Source organism: Collinsella aerofaciens (assembly GCF_015670795.1).
Lineage (GTDB): Bacteria > Actinomycetota > Coriobacteriia > Coriobacteriales > Coriobacteriaceae > Collinsella > Collinsella aerofaciens_Q.
Map to the genome: position 1 here is coordinate 14,540 of NZ_JADPCJ010000001.1, position 23,205 is coordinate 37,744.

Genomic DNA, 23,205 nt, shown 5'->3' on the forward strand with positions numbered 1-23,205 from the left:
TATGGCAGCAACGGATATCGAGCGCGGACTCTCGACCGCCGAGGTCGAGGAGCGCATCGCCGCCGGTAAGATCAACCGCAACATGGAGCGCAAGACCAAGTCGGTCAAAGAGCTCATCATCGAGAACCTCTGCACGTTGTTCAATTTGATCAACGTGATCTTGGCGTTCCTGGTCATTTTGACCGGTTCGTTTAAGAATCTGACGTTCCTGTTCGTGGTGTTCCTTAATACCGCTATTGGCGTCATCCAGTCCATGCGTTCCAAGAAGATGGTCGATAAGCTCACACTGCTGACCTCCAAGAAGGCCATCGCGGTGCGCGACGGCGCCGAGGTGGAGCTCGACCTGGACCAGATCGTGCTCGACGACATCATCCGCCTGGGGCGCGGCGACCAGATTCCGGCCGACGCCGTGGTGGTATCGGGCGAGGCGCTCGTGAACGAGAGCCTGCTGACGGGCGAGAGCGACCTTATTAAGAAACAGCCCGGTTCCGAGCTCATGAGCGGCAGCTTTATCGACTCGGGCCTGCTGCGCGCCCGCGTGATCCATGTCGGCGCCGACAACTACGTGGCCAAAATTAATAACGAGGCCAAGTACGTCAAAAAGGTCAATTCCGAGATCATGAACGCGCTTAACGCCATCGTGCGCTTTGCGAGCATCATCATGATCCCGCTCGGTTTGGCGTTGTTTGCCTCGAGTGTGAGCGAGCTGTGGGATGCCGCGGGAACCCCGGGTGATAGCGCGCTTTCGTGGTGCTTCTCCGAGTTGTTGGCTGGTCATGTGCCTTCGTCGGCGCTGCTGTTCACGGTGGGCGCCCTGCTGGGCATGATCCCCCAAGGCCTGGTACTGCTGACCTCTTCGGTGCTCGCCATCGCCACGGTGCGTCTGGCCCGCCGCAAGGTGCTGGCACAGCAGCTCTACTGCATCGAGACGCTCGCTCGCGTCGACGTGCTGTGCCTGGACAAGACGGGCACCATCACGTCGGGCCGCATGGAGGTCGAGGGCACGTATCCGCTGCCGGTTGAGGGCGTGAGCCTAGGCGCCGGCCCGGACGAGGCGGCTGTTCCCGTCGATACCACGGTGCTCGATTTTGCGCTGGCTAACGTGGCACGTGCGACTTCGGCCGATGCCAACGAGACCTGCCAGGCGCTGCTCAACTATTACGCCGATCGCCCGGTCGAGGTGTCTGAGCCGCTGTCGGTCATTCCGTTCTCGTCGTCTAAAAAATGGAGTGGCGCTTCGTTTGCGCAGGGCTCCTATGTGATGGGCGCCGCGCAGTTTGTGCTTTCGGAGCGTGTGTTTTCGCAGTTCGAGAACCGTGTCGCCGAGCTTGCCGATACCTGCCGCGTGCTCGTGGTGGCGCGCGTGGACGGCTTTACGCCCGATGGCGATATGGTGGGAGAGGCCGAGCCCGTGGGCTTTGTGACCATCCGCGACGAGATCCGTACTTCGGCGGCCGAGACCATCGGCTTCTTTAACGAGCAGGGCGTGACCCTCAACGTGATCAGTGGCGACGACCCGCGTACGGTGTCGTCGATCGCGCGCGTGGTGGGCGTGCCGGGGGCGGACGCTTATGTGGACGCCACGACGCTCGATACGCCGGCCAAGCTCGATGCCGCAGTGGACCGCTACCATGTCTTTGGTCGTGTGACCCCGCAGCAGAAGCGCGAACTCGTGCAGGCGCTCAAGCGCCGCGAGCACACCGTGGCCATGACGGGCGACGGCGTCAACGACGTGCTGGCTCTCAAGGAGGCCGACTGCTCCGTTGCCATGGCGGCCGGCTCCGATGCCGCGCGCAACGTGGCCGAGATCGTACTCGTCGACAACGACTTTGCCTCGATGCCCGCCGTGGTGGCCGAGGGTCGTCGCTCCATCAACAACCTGCAGCGTTCGGCCTCGCTGTTCCTGACCAAGACGCTGTTCTCGATGGGTCTGGCGGCGCTGTGCATCGCGCTGCCGCCGTACCCCTTCGAGCCAATTCAGATGACGCTCATTAACTTCTTCTGCATCGGCGCGCCGGGCTTTGTGTTGGGCCTGGAGCCCAACAATGCTCGCGTGAAGGGGTCGTTCCTGACGAACGTGCTCAAGCGGGCACTGCCGGCGTCGATTGCGGTCATTTTGGCTGCGGCGCTCGATATCTTTGTGGCGCGCGTGTTTGGCTTTAGCCAGCTCACGCTGTCTACGATGTGCCTGCTTACGTCGTGCGCGGCGAGCGTCAGCCTGATCTGGCGCATCTCGCAGCCACTCACGCCCCTACGTGTGGTGCTCTTTGTGTTTGTGGTCGCCGGCATCTTGGTGGGCGTTATCGGATTCCCGGAGCTGCTGTCTATTGCCAACCTGTCGATGGGCCAGATGGTTATCTTGGCTATCATCGTGGTCTTTACCTGCTCGGTGTTCTTTAAGCTCGCCACGATGATGGATTCGCTCAAGCCGCGTCGTCGTCATGCTGCAACTGGTTTTGGCCGCGGTGTGCGCGTCCACCTGGGTCGCGGTGGCGGCAAGGTGAGCTCGACGGGTTCGACGGCCGAGCGTTTTGCCAAGCGCTTCGCCGCCGACATGGCGCAGCGCCGTGAAGATCGCACTGCTCGCGAGGCCGAGGCCCGCGCACTCGAGGGCGTGGCCCAGGCCCAGCCCAAGAAAAAGAAGTCCACGGGCGTCAAGCGCTCCCGCGTAACCAAGTCCGCCCAAGGCATCAAAGTCTCGATGCCAAGCAAGAAGAAGAAGTAACTACGCGCCCTGGCGATGTTGAATTGGTGCCTTGCTCCTGTGGGGCCGTGGCGATGTTATGCTCTAACCTCGATTGTTTGAATTGCTTCGAAAAGAGGATGCCGTGATCTGCCCGCATTGCCTTAAGACTATCGAGGACGGCGCCTCGTTCTGCCCCTACTGCAACGCCTATGTGGGTCCGGGCGATGGTCCCGAGCACACCGAGTTCGTGTTCTGCGAGGGCTGCGGTGCCCGTCTTTCTCCGCATGATCGTACGTGCCCCAAATGCGGACGCCCCGCTCCGGGCATCCTCTCCGAGGACGCGGCCGCATCCGACCTGGCAGCGGGCCGCACGGCGGGCTTTCCGCGCCTAACGCAAGAGCAGATCGATACCGAGGTGCCGCATGCGCCCGCCTCGGCTGCCGCGGTTCTTTCGGACGCCGCCGATCCTAACGAGACCTGCGTGCTGCCGGCTTTCGATAAGGATTTCGGTATCCCCAAGGTCGATATTCCCACGCCCGTTTCCCTGCATGACGATGCTCAAAAACCCAAGCGCAAGGTGCATCCCGACGAGGACGCCTATCACAAGCACAAGCGTCATATCCCCAAGCCGCTCATCGTCATCGCGGTCCTTGCCGTCGTTTGCGGCGGTGCCTATTGGTTTGTGACGGCCGATCCCATGGGTGTCATGCCTGGCTTCTATGACCAGTTTGGCCAGGCCGCGCAGACGACCTTCCCCACGCGCCAAAAGGGCGAGGCGACTGAGGACGATACCAAGCAGGACGATTCTGCCGAGGTGGTCCAGGAAGAAACCGTGCTCACCGATGATCAGCTCTATACCAGACTCGACGGTCTGTATCAGACCATCGTGTCCTACGGTGATGAGGACCAGATCGGCGAGGTCATCGATTCCTTTAACAACGGCTATCTCCGAACGCCGCTGTCCACCCGCCAGGAGCTGTCGCAGAGTGCCTACGCCCTGCGCGACCAGATCAAAAAGACGCAAGATGAGCTTAACAACCTTAAGTATCAGGACGATACGGTCTATGCGGACGACATCGCCCACTTAAAGCAGCTTGCCGAGTGGATGTTCGAGCGTGTCGACGTGATCTGTCAGAGCTGGGATATCTCGCTGGCCATTCCTGATGGTGAGTCGATGAGTTCCCACCAAAGCGAGATCCTGGCGCCCATCGCGCAGGGCGGCAACAGCGCGCTGAACCAGTACGACGCCAATGTGGGTTCCTGGAAGCCGCAGCAGCGTTCCTAAAATTAGTTCGCCATAGTCGGCATAACCTACGTGCGCAATTGATGTAAGCGCATGCTTATTGCTACAATTCGTACAAATATGCTTTAAACGCACGAGGAAGGAACCACATGTTTGGTTTTAAGAAAGAGCTCTACACGCCCGAGTATCAGCTTGCCGGCGACGAGTGCGCCGTTATCGAGACGTCGAAGGGTACCATCAAGGTCAAGTTTGACGGCGAGGGCGCTCCCATTCATGTCGCGAACTTCTGCGAGCTTTCCACGATGGGTTTCTATGATGGCCTTAAGTTCCATCGCTATGTGCCCGGCTTTGTCATTCAGGGCGGCGACCCCAATACCCGCGATATGTCCGGCGCCGACGTCGCTGCCGGTCTTGAGGGCCCCGACGGCATGCCCGGTACCGGTGGCCCCGGCTACTGCATCAAGGGCGAGTTTGCCACCAATCCGCGCAACAGCCATGTCGATGGTGCCCTTGCCATGGCACGCTCCATGGACCCCGATTCCGCGGGTTCGCAGTTCTACTTCTGCCTGGGTGCCCAGCATAACCTCGATTCCGGTTACACCGTCTTTGGTACCACGGTCGAGGGTCTCGATGTGATTTCGCAGCTGCGTGCCGGCGACGAGATCGTCCATGTCGAGATCGTTCACGAGTAAAGGGGACTTCCTTGAATAGCCAGCTGATCCAACAGGGCCGCGCCGCTTACCGCGCGGGTGATTTTTCCGCTGCAGCCCAGATGCTTGGGGCGGCAAAAACTCCCGATGAGATTATGGGCGAGGCCGATCACCTTCGTGGCAACGCCTTGATGCACCTGGGCATGTATGCCGAGGCCGCCGAGGCCTACGCCGCTGCCCTCAATGACGGCACCTACGGCAAGCGCGGCGCGCTGCTCACCAACCGCGGCAAGGCACTCGCCGCCGTGGGCGACTACACGACGGCCGCTCAGGCGTTCTCTGCTGCTACGCAGGATGCTTCCTATGCCACGCCGTTCAAGGCCTATCTGGGCCTGGGTAACGCGCTGTTCCAGTCGGGCGACTATGCCAACGCGGGTACTGCCTTCCGTCAGGCTGCCATCGACGGCGCCAATCCGGCTCCTGCCGCCGCACTCGGCGAGCTTGGTCGTTGCTTCATTAAGCTCGGCCGTCCGGCGGATGCCGTGGAGACCTACCGCACGGCTATCGACTTTGCCGGCCCCCGCGACGACACGCGTGCGCTCAACGCCGGCATGGGTCAGGCACTTTCTGCCGCCGGCCGCCCCTCCGACGCACTCGACGCCTTTAACGCCGCTACTGCCGATGGCATCTACCAGCTCACCTCCGAGCAGGCCGATGAGCTTGCCCGCGTGCACGATTCGCTTGCCGCGCTGTCTGCCCAGACGGCTATGGCCACGGCTCCGGCGCCCGCGATGGACGCTCCTGCCGTCGATCCGCTCGATCCTACGGGCGCGACCGGTCAGTTTATGCCCGATCCCTCGGACACCGGCTTCTTTACGCTGTCCGAGTCCGAGATGGTCCAGCAGGACCGTCAGGATCGTAAGCAGGCCAAGGTTCGTCGCCGCCATCGCCACACGGGTCTCAAAGTCTTCATCGTGCTGCTTCTGCTCATTTTGATCGCCGCGGGCGGTCTGGGCTTTGCCTACACGCGCGGCTTTGGCTTCCCGTCCCAGGAGTTTGTCGTTACCGATCTGTTCCAGGCTGCCGGCGACGGTGACACCGCAAAGGCCGAGTCTTGCCTGGCCTCGAGCCTGTCCGAGGACGCCAAGTCGATGATCATCTCCTCGATTCCGCAGGGTGCCACCGTGTCCGTCGAGGGCATGGATCAGTCCATGACCGAGACGACCGCTAAGGTGAAGGCATCGCTGTCCAAGGGCGGCGAGCAGGAGTACACCGTCAAATTCGTGCGCTCCGACAATCATATCGGCTGGGCCGTTTCCTCGCTCGATATGGATTTCTCGGCTGCTGACAACCAGTAGTGACCTTATGGGATTTAGCTTTGCCCGGCGCTTCACCGCAAGTGAGGTGCCGGGCTTGCGCTAGTATCATGAGCTAGTAGTTTTCCAGCAATCATCCAACACATCAGGAGTTGCGTTGTTTTCTTTGATGGATATGTTCTTCGGTAGCTATGCGGGCGATCTTGCCATCGACCTCGGCACCGCAAATACGCTTGTCTCCGTGCGCGGCAAGGGCATCGTCATTCGCGAGCCCTCTGTAGTCGCCATCGACAAGAACGACGAGCGCATCCTGGCGGTCGGTATCGAGGCAAAGCGCATGCTCGGCCGTACGCCCGGCAACATCGTGGCCGTTCGTCCCCTGAAGGACGGCGTCATCGCCGACTTCGATGTTACCGAGGCTATGCTTCGCTATTTTATCGACAAGGCGTCCGAGAAGCGCTATCCGTGGACCCCGCGTCCGCGCGTTGTCGTCTGCGTTCCCTCCGGCGTCACGTCGGTCGAGAAGCGTGCTGTCTTTGAGGCCACGATCCAGGCTGGCGCTCGCCAGGCCTACCTGATCGAGGAGCCCATGGCTGCCGCTATCGGCGCCGATCTGCCCGTCGAGGAACCCACCGGCTCCATGGTCATCGACATCGGTGGCGGTACCACCGAGGTTGCCGTTATCGCTATGGGTGGCATCGTCGTCTCGCAGTCCATCCGTATTGCCGGCGACGAGTTCGATCAGGCCATCCTCACGCACGTTCGTGATGCCTACAACTTGGCCATCGGCGAGCGTACGGCAGAGGACATCAAGATCAAGGTCGGCTCCGCCGTGCCGCTCAAGGACGAGCTCGACGTCGAGGTCAACGGCCGCGACGTGATCACCGGTCTGCCCAAGACCGTGCGCATCGAGAGCGAGGAGATTCGTCGCGCGCTCAACAAGCCGCTCGACGAGATGGCCAAGGCCGTCAAGGACGCACTCGACGCTACGCCTCCCGATCTTGCCTCGGACCTTATGTACTACGGCATTTTGCTGACTGGTGGCGGCGCGCTGCTGCGCGGTCTCGACGTGCGCCTGCGCGATGAGACCGGTGTTTCGGTCAACGTCAGCCCCACGGCGCTCGATAACGTCGTTAACGGCTGTGCCCGCGTGCTCGAGGCCAATGCGTTTGATGGCGGCTTCGTCCAGACCAATGCTTAATTTCCAAAAGGTGGATTCCATTTGGCACGATCTTCGGGTTTCTCCACAAATCTGAATACCAAGCGACAATCAACGGGTATGCGCCCGTTGATTGTTTTCAGCCTGATTTCGGTGTTGCTGCTCACGTTTTACATCCGCGAGGGCGAGGCAGGACCGATTCATGCCGTGCGTTCGGGCGTGACGACGATTACCTCGCCGGTGCGCTTTGTGGGCTCGGCTGTGGCGGCCCCCTTCAATGCGATCGGCAACGTGTTCTCTAACCTTACGGCGTCGCAGGACACGCTTGACGAGCTTAAGAAGCAAAACGAGGAGCTGACCTCTAAGGTTGCTGAGCTCTCCGAGGCTCAAAAGACCGCCGAGCGTCTGGAGGGGCTGGTCGGCCTGCAGTCGACCTACAACCTCAAATCGACCGCTGCTCGTATCGTTGGTGCCTCGGGCGATGCCTGGACCTCGACCGTAACCATCGACAAGGGCTCTGCCGACGGCCTTACCATCAACATGCCCGTGACGAGTTCTGCCGGTGTTATCGGTCAGATTATCGAGGTATCGGCCAAGACCTCTACCGTGCGCCTTATTGGCGACGAGAACTCGGGTGTGTCCGCCATGGTACAGGACACGCGCGCCCAGGGCATGCTGCAGGGTCAGGCTGACGGCACGCTGCGTCTTGAGTACGTGAGCGTCGACTCCGATGTTAAGGTTGGCGACATCATCGTGACCTCGGGCATTGGCGGTGTATTCCCCAAGGGTCTACCGCTCGGCACCGTCTCGTCGGTTGAGAAGTCGGCAAACGACGTGTACTACACCATTGTGGTGCGCGCTCAGACCACGGCCGAGAACAACGAGGAAGTGCTGGTCATTACCTCGCTGACCGACGAACAGTCGGCTTCGGATGAGGACGTGAGCACCGCAAATAGCACGCCGCAGGGAACGTCGCGCGACGCTGCGACCAAGACGAAGGACGAGAGTTCGGATGACAGTTCCGACGCGTCCGAGACGACCGATTCCGGCTCGAGCGAATAGGGGGCATGTCCATGGATCTACACGAGCAGGGGATGAGCTCCCGTACGTTTGTAATCGCCGCCATCGTGTGCGTGCTGCTGCAGGCAGGCCTGGCACCGCAGATCTCCATTGCGGGCGGTCGCGTCAACTTCATGATTATCCTGGTGTGCCTAAGCGTGTTCTCGGGCGACCCGACCCGTGCCGTCGTGTGCGGTTTTTGCAGCGGCTTGTTCTATGACCTGTCCGCTGCCGTGCCGGTGGGCGTTATGTCGCTCCTGCTGACCGTGGGTTCTTTTGCCCTGGTGCACAGCGCCGTCGGTCAGACGGGCGGTACCCCGAGTGCGCGCGGCGTCACTGTGGGCGCCTTCGCGCTCGTCATTAATGTGATCTACAGCATCATCTTGCTGTTTATGGGTTTGGAGACGAGCTTTGTCGTGGCGATCTTCGGCCATGCGCTACCGTCCTCGATCCTGTCGGGTCTGGTTGCCATTCCGTTTTTGATGTCCGGCGTCGTGCCGCAGTCCGGCTATGGATTCTCCGCACGTGGCGGACGCCAGACGGGCATGCGCTTTAAGCCCAAGACCCGCAAGCTCAAATAGGGGAGGCCCGTAGATGTCTTCCCAGTTGACGGTTATTATCGCCGGTATCGTGCTGGTTGTGGCCATCGTGGTCGCGCTGGTCATCATGCGTCGCGGCGATTCCCGTTTTACCTACGATACGCAGCATGGAACGGCCCCGCGCGCCACCGAGGGCGAGGGCAATACAGCGGCGACCGCCTTTAAGGGCCGCTTTTCCATCCTCACCGCGGGTGTGGGCGCGATGTTTGCGGCGCTCGCCGTCAAGCTGTGGGGCATGCAGATGGTCTCGTCGGACTATTACGAGAAGCAGGCTAATAGCAATCAGACTCGCACCGTTACCACTCCCGCTGTGCGCGGCCGCATCCTCGACCGCAATGGCGTGGCGCTTGTCCAGAACCGTCCCTCACTTGCTGTCGTGGCCTACCGCGACCTTGCCGAGGATGAGCTTCTGGTTCGCCATCTTGCCAACGTGCTTGGAATGCCTTACGTGGCGGTCCTTCGCAATATTCAGGACAATACAGAGGGCGCCCAGAGCCTGCATACCATCGCGACGGACGTCCGTCGCTCCACGGTTGCCTATATCAAGGAACACGCCGGCGAGTTCCCGGGCGTCAAGATTGCCGAGCGTACCGAGCGCCAGTATCCATATGGCGAGACGGCATGCCATATCTTGGGCTATACCGGCACCATCACCTCCGAGCAGCTCGAGGCTCAGAATAAGAAAACCTCTGGCGATGATGATGCTTCTGCTGGCAAGATTACGTACCAGTCGGGCGATATCGTGGGCCAGGCGGGCGTTGAGAGCTACTACGAAAATCTGCTGCAGGGTATTCGTGGCGAGCAGACCGTCAAGGTCGATGCCTCAGGCAATGTGACCGGTCAGGCCGGCGCCGTGCCCGCGAAGGCCGGCTCCGACATTAAGCTCACGCTCGACCTTAAGATCCAACAGGCCTGCGAGACGGCACTGGCGAGCGCTATCGAGCTTGCCAAGACCACTGGCTACAGCAATGCCGGTAACGGCGCTGTGGTGTGTCTCGATCCCAACAATGGGGAGATCCTGGGCATGGCGAGCGAGCCCAAGTTCGATCCGTCTGTCTTTATCGGCGGCGTCTCAAATGACGTGTGGACCGAGCTCAATGATGACAAGGGTTCGCACCCGCTGCTCAACCGCGCCATTAGCGGACAGTACATGTCGGCCTCGACCATCAAGCCGCTCTCGGCGCTGGCCGGTCTTGAGTTTGGAACCTACACTTCAACGCAGACAACCAACTGCACGGGCTATTGGACGGGCCTGGGCAAGGCTTGGGGCAAGCGCTGCTGGTTGACGTCTGGCCACGGCACCATGACGCTGCAGTCGGGTATCGCCAACTCGTGCGACCCCGTCTTCTACGACATGGGCAAGGCGTTCTTTTATGACGAGCAACATCCCGAGGGCCTGCAGGAGGTCTTTCGTCGCTGGGGTCTAGGCAAGACCTGCGGTATCGATCTGCCGAGTGAGGGCGCGGGCCGTATTCCCGATGCCGAGTGGAAAGAGTCGTACTTCACCGACGCCTCTGCCGAGGACCGCAAGTGGAATGCCGGCGATATGACCAATATTGCCATCGGCCAGGGCGACATCCTGGTGACGCCCCTGCAGATGGCGTGCGCCTATATGGGTCTTGCCAACGGCGGCAAACAGTACGTGCCTCACGTGTTTTTGTCTGCCGTGTCGCGCGATGGCGACGGCGATGCCTATAAGTACAACGGCAAGGGCAAGAAGAAGCGCCTGGAGGCCAAGATCAACAGCGATTCGGATTTGGCTCTTGTTCGCAACGGCATGCACGACGTGATTTACACGGCATCGACGTCCCTGGCGGCTCACTTTGGCACCCTGACGCCCCAGGTATACGGCAAGTCGGGCACGGGCGAGAAAAGCGGCGAGGACGAATACGCGTGGTTCTGCGCCTATGCACCGGCCGATGATCCCAAGTATGTCATCGCTACTGTCCTGGAGCAGGGCGGCGGCGGCTCAGATACCGCGATGCATGTCGTGCGCGACGTGCTCGGTGTGATTTATGACGAGCCCGATACCTCTTCGGCCTCGGGCGATTCTTCGGTTCGATAGGAGGTTGCGATGGATTTTTCTCCGGCGGATCTGTTCCGTTCAACCAAGACCGGCTCTCGCAGCAGCCTGGACCGCGTCAACAAGCAACTTTCGGCCTCGCGCGGCACGTTTCGCCAAAAGGTGCATATCGGTGTGCTCGTGGCTACTGTGGCGCTCGTCGCCTACGGTGCCATCATTATCTGGTCGGCTTCGCAGTTTAAGGCCGATGCTTCGTTCTCACGCCATCTGCTGGGAATTGGTATCGGAGCGGTGCTGGCGGTGCTCGTCTGGCGAACCGACCTGCGCGGTATTTCCAATTTCTCGACGGCGTTGCTCGTCATCGACCTGATCGTGATCTTCTCGCCCAAGATTCCGGGTCTGTCCTATACGGGCGGTCTGGGCATGACGGGTTGGATCAAGATTCCCGGTATCGGCTTGACATTCCAGCCGGTTGAGCTTGCCAAGCTCATCACCATCTTCTTTATTGCTACGCTTGGCTCGCAGTATAACGGTCGCATCGATACCGTTCGCGACTACGTCAAGCTCTGCGGCATGCTGTCCATTCCGTTTTTGGCCGTCGTTGCCATGGGTGACCTGGGCTCGGGCCTGGTCGTGCTGGTTTCGGGCGCCATCGTCATCTGCATGAGCGGTGCACGCCGCGAATGGGTGCTGTCGACCCTGGCCCTGCTCGTGGGCCTGGTGGCCCTCGTCCTGGCGCTTGATTCGGTCTTTGATTCGTTGCTCGGCCACGATGTGCTCATCAAGCAGTATCAGATGAACCGTCTGACGGTCTTTATCGACCCCGATAATGCCGATTTGGACGATGCCTACAACCTGCAGCAGTCGCTTATCGCCGTTGGCTCGGGCGGCTTCTTTGGTAAGGGCCTGGGGCATGCGACGCAGTCGGCCGGCGGCTTTCTGCCTGAGTTCCACACCGACTTCGTCTTCGCCTTCCTGTCCGAGACCTTTGGCTTTTGCGGTTCCTTTTTGCTCCTGTGCCTCTACGTGCTGCTGATCTTTTCGACGATTCGCGTCGCCTTTAAGTGCGAGTCGCTGTTTTTGCGTCTTTCGTGTGTGGGCATCGTTGGCATGTGGGCGTTCCAGACTTTCGAAAACATCGGCATGTGCATCGGCATGATGCCGATTACCGGTATTCCGCTACCGTTTATTAGCTTCGGTTCGTCTTCGATGATGATTCAGCTGCTGACGGTGGGTATCGTACAATCCATATGGCGGCATCGTTCGGGCGCCGCGTAACCGCTGGAGGGGTTTGCTATGAAAATTCCCGTAGATAAGCTGACCCGCGCTTTTAAGATGGGCGCGTCCGTTAAGAAGGATTCCGATACGCCGGTGCGCGTCTCGGTCTATCTGGATTCGTCCGCCTCGCGCTTTCTGGCCGAGACGGTGCGTGACGCCTTTGTGCCGCAGACGACCTCGGGCATTGTGCGCGTCGAGCGTCTGCGGGAGGAGCGAATTGCTCCAAAGACCGATACCGATGTGGTGCTGGTGCTCTCGTGTGGTTCCGACCGCTTGGAGAGTGCCGTGCAGGAGCTCGTGATCGCCGGCGCGCCCGTGTGCGTGCTTGCCGAGTCTGCTGTGGAGGTGCCGTTTATCGAGGAGTCCACGCCCATGCTCGGCGTGGTAGCGGCAATCGATAAGACGTATCTGCTCGAGACGCTTGCCCGCTGGATTCTCGATCGCACCGACAAGGAAACGGCTTTTGCGGCGAACTTTGCCTTCATGCGCATCGCGGCGGCCAACCGTATCATCACCTCGTGCGCGCTCACCAATATGGCGACCGGTGCGCTGGTGTTTTTGCCGGGCGCCGATTATCCCGTTATGGCGCTGGCGCAGGTGGGCATGCTCTTTGAGCTCGCTGCCGTCTTTGGACGCGGCATTAAGCCCGAGCGCGGCTACGAGGTCGCGGGCGTGCTTGCCGGCGGTCTTGTGATCCGCGCGGTCACCCGCGCGCTCGTCAAGCAGACGCCGCATATTGGGTTTGCCGTCAAGGCGCTCACTGCTGCCGCGGGCACCTATGGCATGGGCCGTGCGCTCGTTTCGCTCTACGAGCGCGATGTCGACTACAGCCGTGCCAACGAGGTGGTCACTGCCACGTTCTCCCGCGTTCGCGATCTGGTGACCACGGTCGTGGGCGCTACCCGTCCTATGGCGTCCTATCAGGACGCATCAGATCTCGCTGCTTAGGGGTTTTCCGTTGCGCGTTGCATACCAAGACTGTTTTCATTTAATTGAGCCGTTGCTCGCCAAGGTCGAGAAGCCGAGTCGCTATATCGATCACGAGTGGGGCACGCTTTTCAAGGCCGATGCCGATTACCGTTGTTGTCTGATCTATCCGGACGTATACGAGGTCGGTCTGCCCAACCAGGGTATCGCCATCCTCTACAACATCCTTAACCAGGCCGAGGGCATCTCCTGCGAGCGCGGCTATGTGCCGTGGCCCGATATGGGCGACGCCATGCGCGAGGCGGGTATTCCGCTGCTATCGCTCGAGGGTGCAGCGCCGGTCGCTTCGTTTGATATCGTCGGTCTGCATGTGCCGCACGAGATGGCGGTGACGAACTTCCTCGAGGCTTTGGACCTCGCTGGCATTCCGCTGTTAGCGGCCGACCGAGGTGAAGACGACCCAATCATCATCGCCGGCGGTCCCTCGGTGTACAACCCCGAGCCGTACGCGGCCTTCTTCGATGCCATCCTCATCGGTGAGGGCGAGGAATCGCTGCTCGAGACCTGCCAGCTGCATCGCCGCCTGCGTGACGAAGGGGTCCCGCGCGCGCAGATTGTCGAGCAGCTTGCATCCATTGCCGGCAACTACGTGCCGTCGCTCTATGAGGTTCGTCACGACGAGCCCTGCTCGCCGCATGGCTACACCGTGCCGCGTGAGGGCAAGGATGCGCCGACCGTGGTCTACAAGCGCGTCGTCGAGGATTTCGGCGCCACGAATCCGCTGTCGCAGTCGTGCGTGCCCTATGCACAGCTGGTTCACGACCGCCTGTCTATCGAGATCCTGCGCGGCTGCGCCCGCGGCTGTCGTTTTTGCCAGGCCGGCATGACGTATCGCCCGGTGCGCGAGCGCTCGGCCGACCAGATCGTCTCGTCGGTGATTCAGGGTCTGGAAAAGACCGGCTATGACGAGGTGTCGCTGACCTCGCTTTCCACGACCGACCACTCCTGCATTCGCGACGTGCTCGGCAGGCTCAACCGTCGCCTGGAGGATACGGGTATACGCGTGTCTATTCCGTCGCAGCGCCTGGATTCGTTTGGCGTGGATATGGCCGAGTCGGTCGCCGGCGAAAAGAAGGGCGGCCTGACGTTCGCGCCCGAGGCCGGCAGCCAGCGCATGCGCGACATCATTAACAAGAACGTGACCGAGGAGGACCTGGACCGTGCGGCCAAGGCGGCCTTCGAGGCCGGCTGGAACCGCATGAAGCTCTACTTTATGATGGGCCTTCCCGGCGAGCGCGATGAGGACATCGTGGCCATCGCCAATCTGGCCGATCACGTGCTGGAGCTCGGTCGTTCCGTGGTGCCCAAGGCTCGTCGCGGCTCGATCTCGGTGTCCATCTCGGTTTCGGTCTTTATCCCCAAGGCTGCCACGCCGTTCCAGTGGTGCCCGCAGCTCGACTACGACGACGTCAAGCGTCGCCAGAAGTTGCTTATCACGAGCGTTCGCAACCGTGCCGTCCGCGTGCATTACCACGATGCCGAGACCTCGCTCATCGAGGCCGCGCTTTCCCGCGCCGGTCGTGACATGACGCCCGTCATCATCGATGCTTGGCGCTCGGGCTCTCGCTTTGACGCCTGGGTAGAGCATTTCTCGCTCGATAACTGGAAGGAAGCTGCTGCCAAAAACGGCATCGACCTCAATGAGCTCGTGCACCTGCCCTACGAGTTGGACTGGCGCCTGCCGTGGGAGCACGTGAGCCCCGGCTGCACGCGCGGCTTCCTCGAGCGCGAGTACCGTCGCTCGCTCGAGGGCGTCACGACTCCCGACTGTACCCGCACGTCGTGCACCGGCTGCGGGATCTGCCCCACGCTCCACGCCAAGAATGTATTGATGGGTGATCGCGCATGAGTGAGCGCCTGACCGACAACCCCTCGCTCTTTAGGCTTCGTGTTCGCTATGGCAAGCGCGATCGCCTTAAGTACCTGGGCCATCTCGAAGTAATCCATACCATTGAGCGCATCGTGCGCCGTGCGGGACTTCCCTATGCCGTCACGCAGGGCTTCTCTCCGCACATGCGCGTGGGCTTCTCTTCGGCGCTGCCGGTGGGTACGTCGTCGACCTGCGAGTGGTATGACCTGTTTATGACCGAGTTCGTGGCGCACGACGAGGCATTTGGGCGCCTGGCTGCGGCGTCTCCGGCCGATCTGGCGCCCATCGAGGCGGCGTACATCGACGTGCGCACGCCGGCGTTGACGGCGCAGCTCACGCGCCTGTCGTATCGCATCGACCTGCACTTGGATCCCGAGGCGCCCGTAAGCGCCGACGAGGTGCGTCGTGCGATCGACACGCTGCGCGCGGGCCACGGCATCGACTACGCGCGCGGCAAAAAGAGCAAGCGCTTGGATTTGGATCACACGCTCGTGGGCTATGAGCTCACGGCGGGGGAGCGCCCGGACCATTTGGTGCTCATGCTCGACACCCATGCCGACAACGAGGGCTCCATGCGTCCGGAAATTTTGCTTTCTGCTGCTGATGTTTTGTTGCAGGGCTTGACCCCGGGCGTGGATGCACCTATTGTTTCCACCGGTATGCAAGACCTCGTGACCATCTGCTCCTACGATGTCGAGCGTCAGAATCAAGCATGCGAGGACGACGAGGGCCGACTCGTCAGCCCCATACCTGTGCGAACTTGTGGATTTGCTCCACATACTCGTTGACGGGGGTATTTTCGCCTGCTACTATATTCGGCTGTTGCACTAACTGATGCATGAAGGGCAAGTAAACATGTACGCAATCGTTAACACGGGCGGCAAGCAGTACAAGGTCGCCACCGACGATGTCATCACCGTCGAGAAGATCGAGGGCAATGAGGGCGACAAGGTCACCCTGCCGGTTATCTTCCTCAACGATGGTAAGAAGATCGTCACCGATCCCGACAAGCTGGCCAAGGCCAAGGTTACCGCTCAGATCGTTGAGCAGTTCAAGGGCGAGAAGCAGCTGGTCTTCAAGTTCCACAAGCGCAAGCGCTATCGTCGTCTGAAGGGTCACCGTCAGCAGCTCACCAAGCTGAAGATCGTGAAGGTTCAGGCTACCTCCCGCGCCAAGAAGGCTGTCAAGGCAGAGGCTGAGGCTGTTGCCGAGGCTCCCGTCGCCGAGTAGATTACACTCGTAACGAAAGAGTAGGTATACACAATGGCACACAAAAAAGGACTCGGTTCCTCCCGTAATGGCCGTGACTCCCGCGGTCAGCGCCTTGGCACGAAGCGCTATGCCGGCCAGACGGTAACCACGGGCACGATTCTCGTCCGTCAGCACGGCACGCACATCCACCCGGGTGAGAACGTTGGCCGTGGTAAGGACGACACGCTGTTCGCGCTGGTCGACGGTACCGTTGAGTTCCACAAGGGTATCAAGCACAGGGTCAGCGTACGCCCGCTCGCGAACGCGTAATTCACCCTTCATAGAGCACATATGTGGGAGGCACTTGAGTTTTAGGATTCAAGGGTCTCCCTCTTTTTTGTAGGAGGCGATTCTGTTGTCACAGTTCACCGATATCAGCCGCATTAACGTGTGCGGCGGCGACGGCGGAGCCGGATGCATGTCGTTTAGGCGCGAGGCATTTGTCCCCAAGGGCGGCCCCGATGGCGGCGACGGCGGTCGTGGCGGCAATGTCGTCATCCAGGCCGATGCTCAGCTGTCTTCGCTGATCGATTACCGCTTTAAGCATCACTTTCGCGCCGAGCGCGGCACGCACGGGCAGGGTGCCCGTCGTAACGGCAAGAGCGGCGAGGACCTGATTCTCAAGGTCCCTATGGGTACCGTGGTGCGCGAGCTCGATCCCGAGACGCAGACCCCGATGTTTGAGATTGCCGACCTGGTGCACGACGGCGAGCGCGTCGTCGTGGCGCCCGGCGGTGCCGGCGGTCTGGGCAACACGCACTTTGTGACGTCGGTGCGTCGCGCTCCGGCCTTTGCCCAGTTGGGCGAACCGGCCGAGGAGCACTGGATCGAGCTCGAGATGAAGCTTATGGCCGATGCCGCGCTCGTGGGCTTTCCCTCCGTGGGTAAGTCATCGCTCATCGCGCGCATGAGTGCCGCCCGTCCCAAGATTGCCGACTACCCGTTTACCACGCTCGTGCCGAACCTCGGCATGGTGCGTGCCGGTGAATATTCTTACGTCGTTGCCGACGTCCCCGGTCTTATCGAAGGCGCGAGCGAGGGTAAGGGCCTGGGTCACCAGTTCCTGCGCCACATTGAGCGTACGGCCCTGATCATGCACGTCGTCGACATGACGGGTGGTTTTGAGGATCGCGATCCGGTCGAGGATTACCACATCATCAACCGCGAGCTCGAGCAGTATGGCGCCGAGCTTTCGGAGCGTCCGCAGATCGTCGTTGCCAACAAGTGCGATGCGCCGGGCACGGCCGACAAGATTGCCGACCTCAAGCGCGCAGCGCTCGACGATGGACATATGTTCTTTGCCGTGTCTGCCGTGACGGGCGCCGGCCTCAACACGCTGATGCTTGCCGTGGGCGAGCAGGTGGCTAAGCTGCGCGCCGAGTTGGCTGTCTCGGATGAGCCGGTCGTTCTGCGCGACGATGAGTGGGAGCGCCGTCGCCTGCAGCGTGAGAAGCGTTTCCGCATTGTTCAGGAAGAGCCCGGTGCCTTCCGCGTGGTCGGTCGTGCCATCGAGCGCATGGTCATCCAGACCGACTGGGAAAACGAGGAAGCCGTCATTTACCTGCAGCATAAGTTTGCGCGTATGGGTGTTGACGACGCGCTCGAGAAGGCCGGTTGCCGTGCGGGCGACGAGGTCCGCATTTGCCAGCGCGCCTTTGACTTTGAGGGCGCCGAGGACTTCTCGGAGTACGAGGAGCTCGAGGATGCTGGCGAGGACGTTGCCGTTGAAGCCATTGACGTGGCCGATGCTGCGGATGAGGGAGTCGAGGTTGTCGATGCGGCGGATGCCGCGGGCGATGCCGAGACCTCGGAGGGCGAGTAAGCCATGTCGCTGCGCGGTGGAATCGGTCTGCCCGAGCTTCCTCTAGAGGACGGGCAGGAGTTTAGGCTCGGCATTATGGGTGGCACCTTTGATCCCATCCATTACGGGCACCTGGTGACCGCCGAGCAGGCGCGCGAGTCGCTCGACTTGGACGCTGTGCTCTTTATGCCGGCGGGCTCTCCTGCCTTTAAGCTTGACAAGCCGGTGACGCCTGCCGAGGACCGTTATGCCATGACGGTCCTCGCCACCGCCGCGAACCCGGCCTTTTTGGCGAGCCGGTTCGAGATCGACCGTCCGGGTGTAACCTATACGGCCGATACGCTTCATGCCCTTCGCGACTTTTACCCGTCGCAGGTAAAGCTCTACTTTATTACGGGCGCCGACGCGATTATCGATATTGTGACTTGGCATGATGCCGAACGAATCGCTGAGCTTGCTACCTTTATTGCGGCGACGCGACCGGGCTTTGATATCGATACGGCGCGTGCCCGAATCAAAGAGTCGGGGCTGCCGTTCGACGTGCGCTATATTCAGATTCCGGCGCTGGCGATCAGCTCGACGAACATTCGCAAGCGTGTTGCCCGCGGTATGAGCGTGCGCTATCTTACGAGCGAGTCCGTGCTCGGCTACATTCGCAAACGCAGGCTATATGCCGATTTGGGCCAAGAAGATTTTGAGTGATGGGGGTCTACGTTGTCGGTAGAGGATCAGTTTGAGGGCGATGAGCGCGCGCTGCTCAAGCGCATTCAAGAGCTGCTCGATGTTCGCATGAAGGATAAGCGCAAGCGCTATGTGCATTCGCTGGGTGTTGCCGAGACCGCACTTCATCTGGCCGAGGTCTACGGCGTTGACCGCTTTGATGCCGCTGCCGCCGGCCTGATCCATGACTGGGACAAAGTGCTCTCCGACGACGAGCTGGTCACGCGCGCTCTGCATTACGGCATTAAGATTGCCGGCTCTCCTTCCGCCGCGACGCCGCTTTTGCATGGCCCTGTTGCCGCCTATGAACTTCCGCAGCTTTTTCCCGAACTGTCGCCGGCCGTTTTCCAGGCTGTCGACCGTCACACCGTGGGTGACTGCGACATGACGCCGCTCGATATGGTGGTCTTTGTGGCCGATGCCATCGAACCCAACCGCCACGGCGATTATGCCCATGCGCTGCGCAAGATGGTGGGGAAGTCCTCACTCGACGAGTTGTTCTTCTCCTGTTTTGCGCAGGGTCTGGTCTATGTGATCCAGTCCGGGCGCTATCTTTATCCCACGGCTATTTCGATTTACAACCATTACGCCCAGCTGCGCTAGCTCGGGCTGACTAGAAAGAGGTATTCCATGGCCGACGAGACCATGACCGACGAGCAGATTCTTGAAGGTGTGGAGCACAAGAGCTTCGCCGCCACGTCTGACCGCACTGCCGCCTCGCTGTCCGCGAGCGGTGTCGCCGCCGAGGATGTCGCCCGCGCCGCCGCGCAGGCCGCCTACGACAAGAAGGGCGAGGACGTTCAGGTGCTCGACCTGACCGAGCTTTCCGATGTGTGCGACTACTTTGTGCTCGCCACCGGTACCAACAACCGCCAGGTCGATTCGATCGTCGACGAGATCGAGGAGAAGGTCGCCGAGGCTTGCGGCGAGCATCCGTTCTCCATCGAGGGCCGCGAGCAGAAGACCTGGATGCTCATGGACTACGGTTCGGTTGTCGTCCACGTCTTCACTCCCGAGGCGCGCGACTTCTACCGTCTCGAAAAGCTCTGGGGTGACGCCCCCCAGCTCCCCCTCAACCTCCTCTAGTAGCTCATTTGAGACGGGGTTTAGCTACCCTCACGCATATCGCCGGGCAGGTGCGGTTTCCGCACCTGCCCGGCTTTCTTTTTGCCCAAAGGCGGTTAATCGTTGAAGCGGGATTGGCGGCCGAAGGAAAGGGCGGTGTCGCCGAATTTGTCTCGGACGGCGTCGATGGCGACGGAGAGGTCGCGGCGGTCGCTGGATTGGGCTCCGCGGTCATCGATCTCGCAGAACAGGTCAGTCTGGATGCCGCCTTGGTGGTCGAAGTCGCTCATGCCGATGCCCGCTAAGCGAACATGCATGCCATCCTGCCAGATGTTGTCGAGCAGTTCGAGTGCAACCGCCACGAAGATGTTCTCATCGTCGGTCGGATGAGGCAGCCGGCGCTGTGCCGTACGCCCGCTGCCATACGAATACTTAAGCTTGAGCGTTACCGTGGCACCCGTCAGCCCCTGACGGCGCAGGCGGCGTCCCACTGACTCTCCCAACAGCGCAATCGCCGCCTCAATATCCCCACGCTCAGTCAAATCTTTCGCAAAGGTGCGTTCATTGCTGACCGATTTGACCTCGCGCTCTTCATCGAGACTCGTGACTTCGGAGATTTCGAGTCCTTGCGCACGCTGGCGCATGCGTTCGCCGTTGACGCCAAAAATAGAGGCCAAGGTGGATTCCGGTGCACGTGATAGCTCGCCGAGGGTGTAGATGCGCATGCGGCGCAGTCGCTCCTCGGCCGAGCGCCCGATGCCGCTCATGGCAGATACTGGCAGCGCGGCCAAAAAGCGCTGCTCGGTTCCGGGGCGCACGATGGTCAGCCCAAACGGCTTATCCCGCTCGCTTGCGATTTTTGCGACCGTCTTGTTGCAGCCCACGCCAATGGAGCACGTCACTCCCAGCTCTGCCACGCGACCGCTTATACGCCGCGCAACCAGCAGCGGGTCTTCGGGCGCAAAGCGACCCGGTGTGATATCGATGAAGGCTTCGTCGATGGATACGCGCTCAACGCGCGGGGTCTCGTCGGCGAGAATTGCCATAACGTGCGCGCTCACCTCGCGGTAGCGATCAAAGTGCCCGTGCGTCCAAATGGCTTGCGGGCACAAGCGCCGCGCCTCGGCTGAGGGCATGGCGGAGTGCACGCCAAAGCGACGTGCCTCATACGAACACGTGGACACGACGCCACGCGAATCGGCGTCTCCGCCCACGATGAGCGGCTTTCCGCGCCATTCGGGATGATCGAGCATCTCCACGCTCGCAAAAAACGCATCAAGGTCCATCAGACCCACCGCCGGACCCGTCCAGGGAGGCGGCGTGACGCCCATGGCATCCTCATAACCGTATGTATGTTCGCGTCTTTCCATGTCATGAGTATACCGCGCAGCTCATGTGGGGTGCGTGTATGTGCTTGCAAATCCCGAATTCTTGTCTAAGATATGGATTTGCCCTCGACTACACCGAAGAAGTTGGTCTCACGGACTTCACCTGCCCGCGTCGATGGCGTATTATGTTCAACTGTTTGTTTGTAGTTGCAGCCTAAAGCTGCTTGGTTGGAGGAGTTTCCTTTGGCAGTCAAGATTCGCCTTGCTCGTCACGGCGCTAAGAAGCGTCCGTACTACCGTGTCGTCGTCGCCGATTCCCGCGCCCCGCGTGACGGTCGTATCATCGAGGAGGTTGGCCGCTACAACCCGATGACCGCCCCCAAGACCATCAACCTTGACCTCGAGAAGATCGCCGACTGGCAGTCCAAGGGCGCTCAGCTCACCGACGCCGTCGCCGCTCTGGTCAAGGCCGCCAACGAGGGCGAGAAGACCGAGACCGTCGTCAAGAAGTCCAAGAAGCAGCTCGCCAAAGAGGCCGAGGCCGCTAAGGCTGCCGCTGAGGCCGCTGAGGGCGCCGAGGAGTAAATCGTGCCTGAGGTTGACGCTGCACAGCTCGAGGGTGAGGCAATGCTCTCAGATCGCATCGCCGATCTCGTCGAATATCTCGTTGTTCAGATCGTCGACGACCCGGATTCCGTGAGCCTTGAGGTCATCGATGGTGATGACGCCTCTACGATTGAGGTTTCGGTCGCCGAGGATGACGTCGCTAAGGTCATCGGCCGTCGTGGCCGTACCATCAAGGCCATTCGCACGCTCGCCCGTGCACTGGCTGCTCGCCTCGACACTGCTGTCGAGGTAGAGGTTCTGGGCTAGGACCTTGAGGTCCCAGTACAAAAACATCGCCCGTGTGGTCAAGCCGCACGGAAGGAAGGGGGAGGTCCTCGCGCAGCCGCTGCGGGGGCTTCCTTCTGTATTAGAGCCGGGTATGCGCGTCGCCCTGACGCCGCCGGCGCTCAAGCGCGACCGCTTTTGCACGGTCGTGTCCGTCACCGATACGGGCGATGGCGATCTGGTCTCGTTTGAGGGCATTGACGACTTGACGGCCGCCGAGGGCATCACGGGATGCTACGTGCTGGCAAATCGTGACGACTTTGAGCTCGATTCGCTCGACGCTGCCTATACCGACCTGATGGGTCGCGAGGTGGTCGACGAGCGCTTCGGTTCGCTCGGCACGATCGTCGAGATCATGTCGACGCCCGCTAACGATGTTTGGGTTGTCGAGGGCGATCGGTACGGCGAGGTACTGATTCCCGTGATCGAGCAGGTCGTGCTCGATCTTCCCGACACAGGAACAATTTCCGTCCATGTTATGGACGGCCTGATCGATATGGACAAGTAGGGAGGACAACATGCTGATCGAGACCCTTTCGGTCTTTCCCGAGATGTTTGAGCCCGTCATGTCCACATCGATTTTGGGCCGCGCCCGCAAGGCCGGCCTTTTTGATTTTAAGGCGTATAACCTGCGCGACTGGACGCACGACCGCCATCGTACCGTCGATGACGAGCCGTACGGCGGCGGGCAGGGCATGCTCATGAAGGTCGAGCCTATCGCAGAGGCCATCGAGGCCATTAGCGCAGAGGGTCCCAAGCCCACGGTTGTGTTCTTCACCCCCTGTGGCGAGCCCTTTACGCAGCATGTGGCCGAGCGCCTGCTCAAAAGTGAGCGCCTGCTGTTTGTGTGCAGTCGCTACGAGGGCGTCGACGAGCGCGCGTATGCGTATGCCGATGAGCGTCTGTCGATCGGCGACTACGTGCTTACGGGCGGCGAGCTTCCCGCTATGGTCGTTGCCGATGCCGTCGTACGCCTGATTCCCGGCGCCCTGGGCGACGAGATGAGCAACGTGGACGAGTCGTTCTCGACCGCCGAGGATGGAGGCCTGCTCGAGTACGCGCAGTACACCCGTCCTGCCGAGTTCAACGGCGAGGGCGTGCCTCCGGTGCTTGTGAGCGGCGATCATGCTAAGGTCGATGCGTGGCGTCGTAAGAACGCCATCGAGCGCACCTGTCGTTGGCGTCCCGATCTGATTGAGACGGCGCGGCTCACGCCCGAGGAGCGCGCTTACGCGCAGGAGATTCTGGACGCTTCGTATTCGCAGAGCGAGGAGTGAGG

Annotated in this window: 23 protein-coding genes; 22 read left to right on the forward strand and 1 reads right to left on the reverse strand. The window is 61.0% G+C overall.

All coding sequences use genetic code 11. The features are described from left to right. The first annotated feature begins 1 nt into the window (after position 1). The 18 genes from I4W09_RS00085 to rsfS all read left to right on the forward strand — a co-directional run bounded on the left by I4W09_RS00085 (position 2) and on the right by rsfS (position 19,728). On the forward strand, positions 2-2,725 hold the full coding sequence (locus tag I4W09_RS00085) for an HAD-IC family P-type ATPase (protein ID WP_196031212.1): 2,724 nt from the start codon (positions 2-4) through the stop codon (positions 2,723-2,725). A 103-nt stretch (positions 2,726-2,828) separates the two neighbouring features. Continuing rightward, a complete protein-coding gene (locus I4W09_RS00090) occupies positions 2,829-3,971 on the forward strand; it encodes a zinc ribbon domain-containing protein (protein WP_196031213.1) in 1,143 nt (380 codons plus the stop codon). 107 nt (positions 3,972-4,078) lie between these two features. Continuing rightward, positions 4,079-4,621, forward strand: a complete 543-nt coding sequence (locus I4W09_RS00095) for a peptidylprolyl isomerase (RefSeq protein ID WP_006236059.1) — start codon at positions 4,079-4,081, stop codon at positions 4,619-4,621. Between the two features lie 11 nt (positions 4,622-4,632). Further along, positions 4,633-5,937, forward strand: coding sequence for a tetratricopeptide repeat protein (locus tag I4W09_RS00100; protein ID WP_230318577.1), 1,305 nt, complete (start codon positions 4,633-4,635; stop codon positions 5,935-5,937). 127 nt (positions 5,938-6,064) lie between these two features. After that, entirely contained in the window at positions 6,065-7,096 is a 1,032-nt protein-coding gene (locus I4W09_RS00105) for a rod shape-determining protein (protein WP_006236061.1), read from the forward strand. Between the two features lie 78 nt (positions 7,097-7,174). Next, positions 7,175-8,116 carry a rod shape-determining protein MreC gene (gene mreC / locus I4W09_RS00110; protein WP_117770377.1) on the forward strand — a complete coding sequence of 314 codons (942 nt, stop codon included), beginning with the start codon at positions 7,175-7,177 and terminating at the stop codon, positions 8,114-8,116. A gap of 11 nt (positions 8,117-8,127) precedes the next feature. Next, positions 8,128-8,694, forward strand: a complete 567-nt coding sequence (locus I4W09_RS00115; RefSeq protein ID WP_117770376.1) for a rod shape-determining protein MreD — start codon at positions 8,128-8,130, stop codon at positions 8,692-8,694. A 13-nt stretch (positions 8,695-8,707) separates the two neighbouring features. Continuing rightward, entirely contained in the window at positions 8,708-10,777 is a 2,070-nt protein-coding gene (gene mrdA / locus I4W09_RS00120; protein ID WP_196031214.1) for a penicillin-binding protein 2, read from the forward strand. Between the two features lie 9 nt (positions 10,778-10,786). Next, a complete protein-coding gene (locus tag I4W09_RS00125) occupies positions 10,787-12,013 on the forward strand; it encodes an FtsW/RodA/SpoVE family cell cycle protein (RefSeq protein ID WP_117770374.1) in 1,227 nt (408 codons plus the stop codon). Between the two features lie 18 nt (positions 12,014-12,031). Beyond that, positions 12,032-12,961, forward strand: coding sequence for a YcjF family protein (locus tag I4W09_RS00130; RefSeq protein ID WP_117770373.1), 930 nt, complete (start codon positions 12,032-12,034; stop codon positions 12,959-12,961). 10 nt (positions 12,962-12,971) lie between these two features. Continuing rightward, positions 12,972-14,849 (forward strand): TIGR03960 family B12-binding radical SAM protein, encoded by a 1,878-nt coding sequence (locus tag I4W09_RS00135; RefSeq protein WP_117770372.1) that lies wholly within the window; start codon positions 12,972-12,974, stop codon positions 14,847-14,849. Continuing rightward, positions 14,846-15,658, forward strand: a complete 813-nt coding sequence (locus I4W09_RS00140) for a TIGR03936 family radical SAM-associated protein (protein WP_117770371.1) — start codon at positions 14,846-14,848, stop codon at positions 15,656-15,658. The genes I4W09_RS00135 and I4W09_RS00140 overlap by 4 nt, the downstream gene beginning before the upstream one ends. A gap of 67 nt (positions 15,659-15,725) precedes the next feature. Then, on the forward strand, positions 15,726-16,100 hold the full coding sequence (gene rplU / locus I4W09_RS00145) for a 50S ribosomal protein L21 (RefSeq protein WP_035138585.1): 375 nt from the start codon (positions 15,726-15,728) through the stop codon (positions 16,098-16,100). A gap of 33 nt (positions 16,101-16,133) precedes the next feature. Then, positions 16,134-16,391: a 50S ribosomal protein L27 gene (gene rpmA, locus I4W09_RS00150; RefSeq protein WP_006236075.1), complete on the forward strand. Its 258-nt coding sequence runs from the start codon at positions 16,134-16,136 to the stop codon at positions 16,389-16,391. Between the two features lie 85 nt (positions 16,392-16,476). Further along, on the forward strand, positions 16,477-17,943 hold the full coding sequence (obgE, locus tag I4W09_RS00155) for a GTPase ObgE (protein WP_022094754.1): 1,467 nt from the start codon (positions 16,477-16,479) through the stop codon (positions 17,941-17,943). Positions 17,944-17,946: 3 nt separating this feature from the next. Continuing rightward, positions 17,947-18,624 (forward strand): nicotinate-nucleotide adenylyltransferase, encoded by a 678-nt coding sequence (gene nadD, locus I4W09_RS00160; RefSeq protein ID WP_022094753.1) that lies wholly within the window; start codon positions 17,947-17,949, stop codon positions 18,622-18,624. An 87-nt stretch (positions 18,625-18,711) separates the two neighbouring features. Next, the gene (gene yqeK / locus I4W09_RS00165; protein ID WP_172677985.1) at positions 18,712-19,245 is read left to right on the forward strand and encodes a bis(5'-nucleosyl)-tetraphosphatase (symmetrical) YqeK; all 534 of its coding nucleotides are present in this window, start codon (positions 18,712-18,714) and stop codon (positions 19,243-19,245) included. A gap of 27 nt (positions 19,246-19,272) precedes the next feature. After that, complete coding sequence (gene rsfS, locus I4W09_RS00170; protein WP_022094751.1) at positions 19,273-19,728, forward strand: ribosome silencing factor; 456 nt, start codon at positions 19,273-19,275, stop codon at positions 19,726-19,728. A 95-nt stretch (positions 19,729-19,823) separates the two neighbouring features. Here rsfS and dinB read toward each other — a convergent pair whose 3' ends face one another. Beyond that, complete coding sequence (dinB, locus tag I4W09_RS00175) at positions 19,824-21,077, reverse strand: DNA polymerase IV (protein WP_195544404.1); 1,254 nt, start codon at positions 21,075-21,077, stop codon at positions 19,824-19,826. Between the two features lie 201 nt (positions 21,078-21,278). Here dinB and rpsP point away from each other — a divergent pair, with 201 nt between their 5' ends. Genes rpsP through trmD form a run of 4 tightly spaced genes read left to right on the forward strand, consistent with a single transcriptional unit; the run spans position 21,279 to position 23,203 of the window. Next, a complete protein-coding gene (gene rpsP / locus I4W09_RS00180) occupies positions 21,279-21,620 on the forward strand; it encodes a 30S ribosomal protein S16 (RefSeq protein ID WP_022094749.1) in 342 nt (113 codons plus the stop codon). A 42-nt stretch (positions 21,621-21,662) separates the two neighbouring features. Further along, positions 21,663-21,908 carry a KH domain-containing protein gene (locus I4W09_RS00185; RefSeq protein WP_171021534.1) on the forward strand — a complete coding sequence of 82 codons (246 nt, stop codon included), beginning with the start codon at positions 21,663-21,665 and terminating at the stop codon, positions 21,906-21,908. Between the two features lie 4 nt (positions 21,909-21,912). Next, positions 21,913-22,434: a ribosome maturation factor RimM gene (gene rimM, locus I4W09_RS00190; RefSeq protein WP_055309865.1), complete on the forward strand. Its 522-nt coding sequence runs from the start codon at positions 21,913-21,915 to the stop codon at positions 22,432-22,434. Positions 22,435-22,444: 10 nt separating this feature from the next. Then, positions 22,445-23,203: a tRNA (guanosine(37)-N1)-methyltransferase TrmD gene (gene trmD, locus I4W09_RS00195; protein ID WP_055285126.1), complete on the forward strand. Its 759-nt coding sequence runs from the start codon at positions 22,445-22,447 to the stop codon at positions 23,201-23,203. The last annotated feature ends 2 nt before the right edge of the window (positions 23,204-23,205 follow it).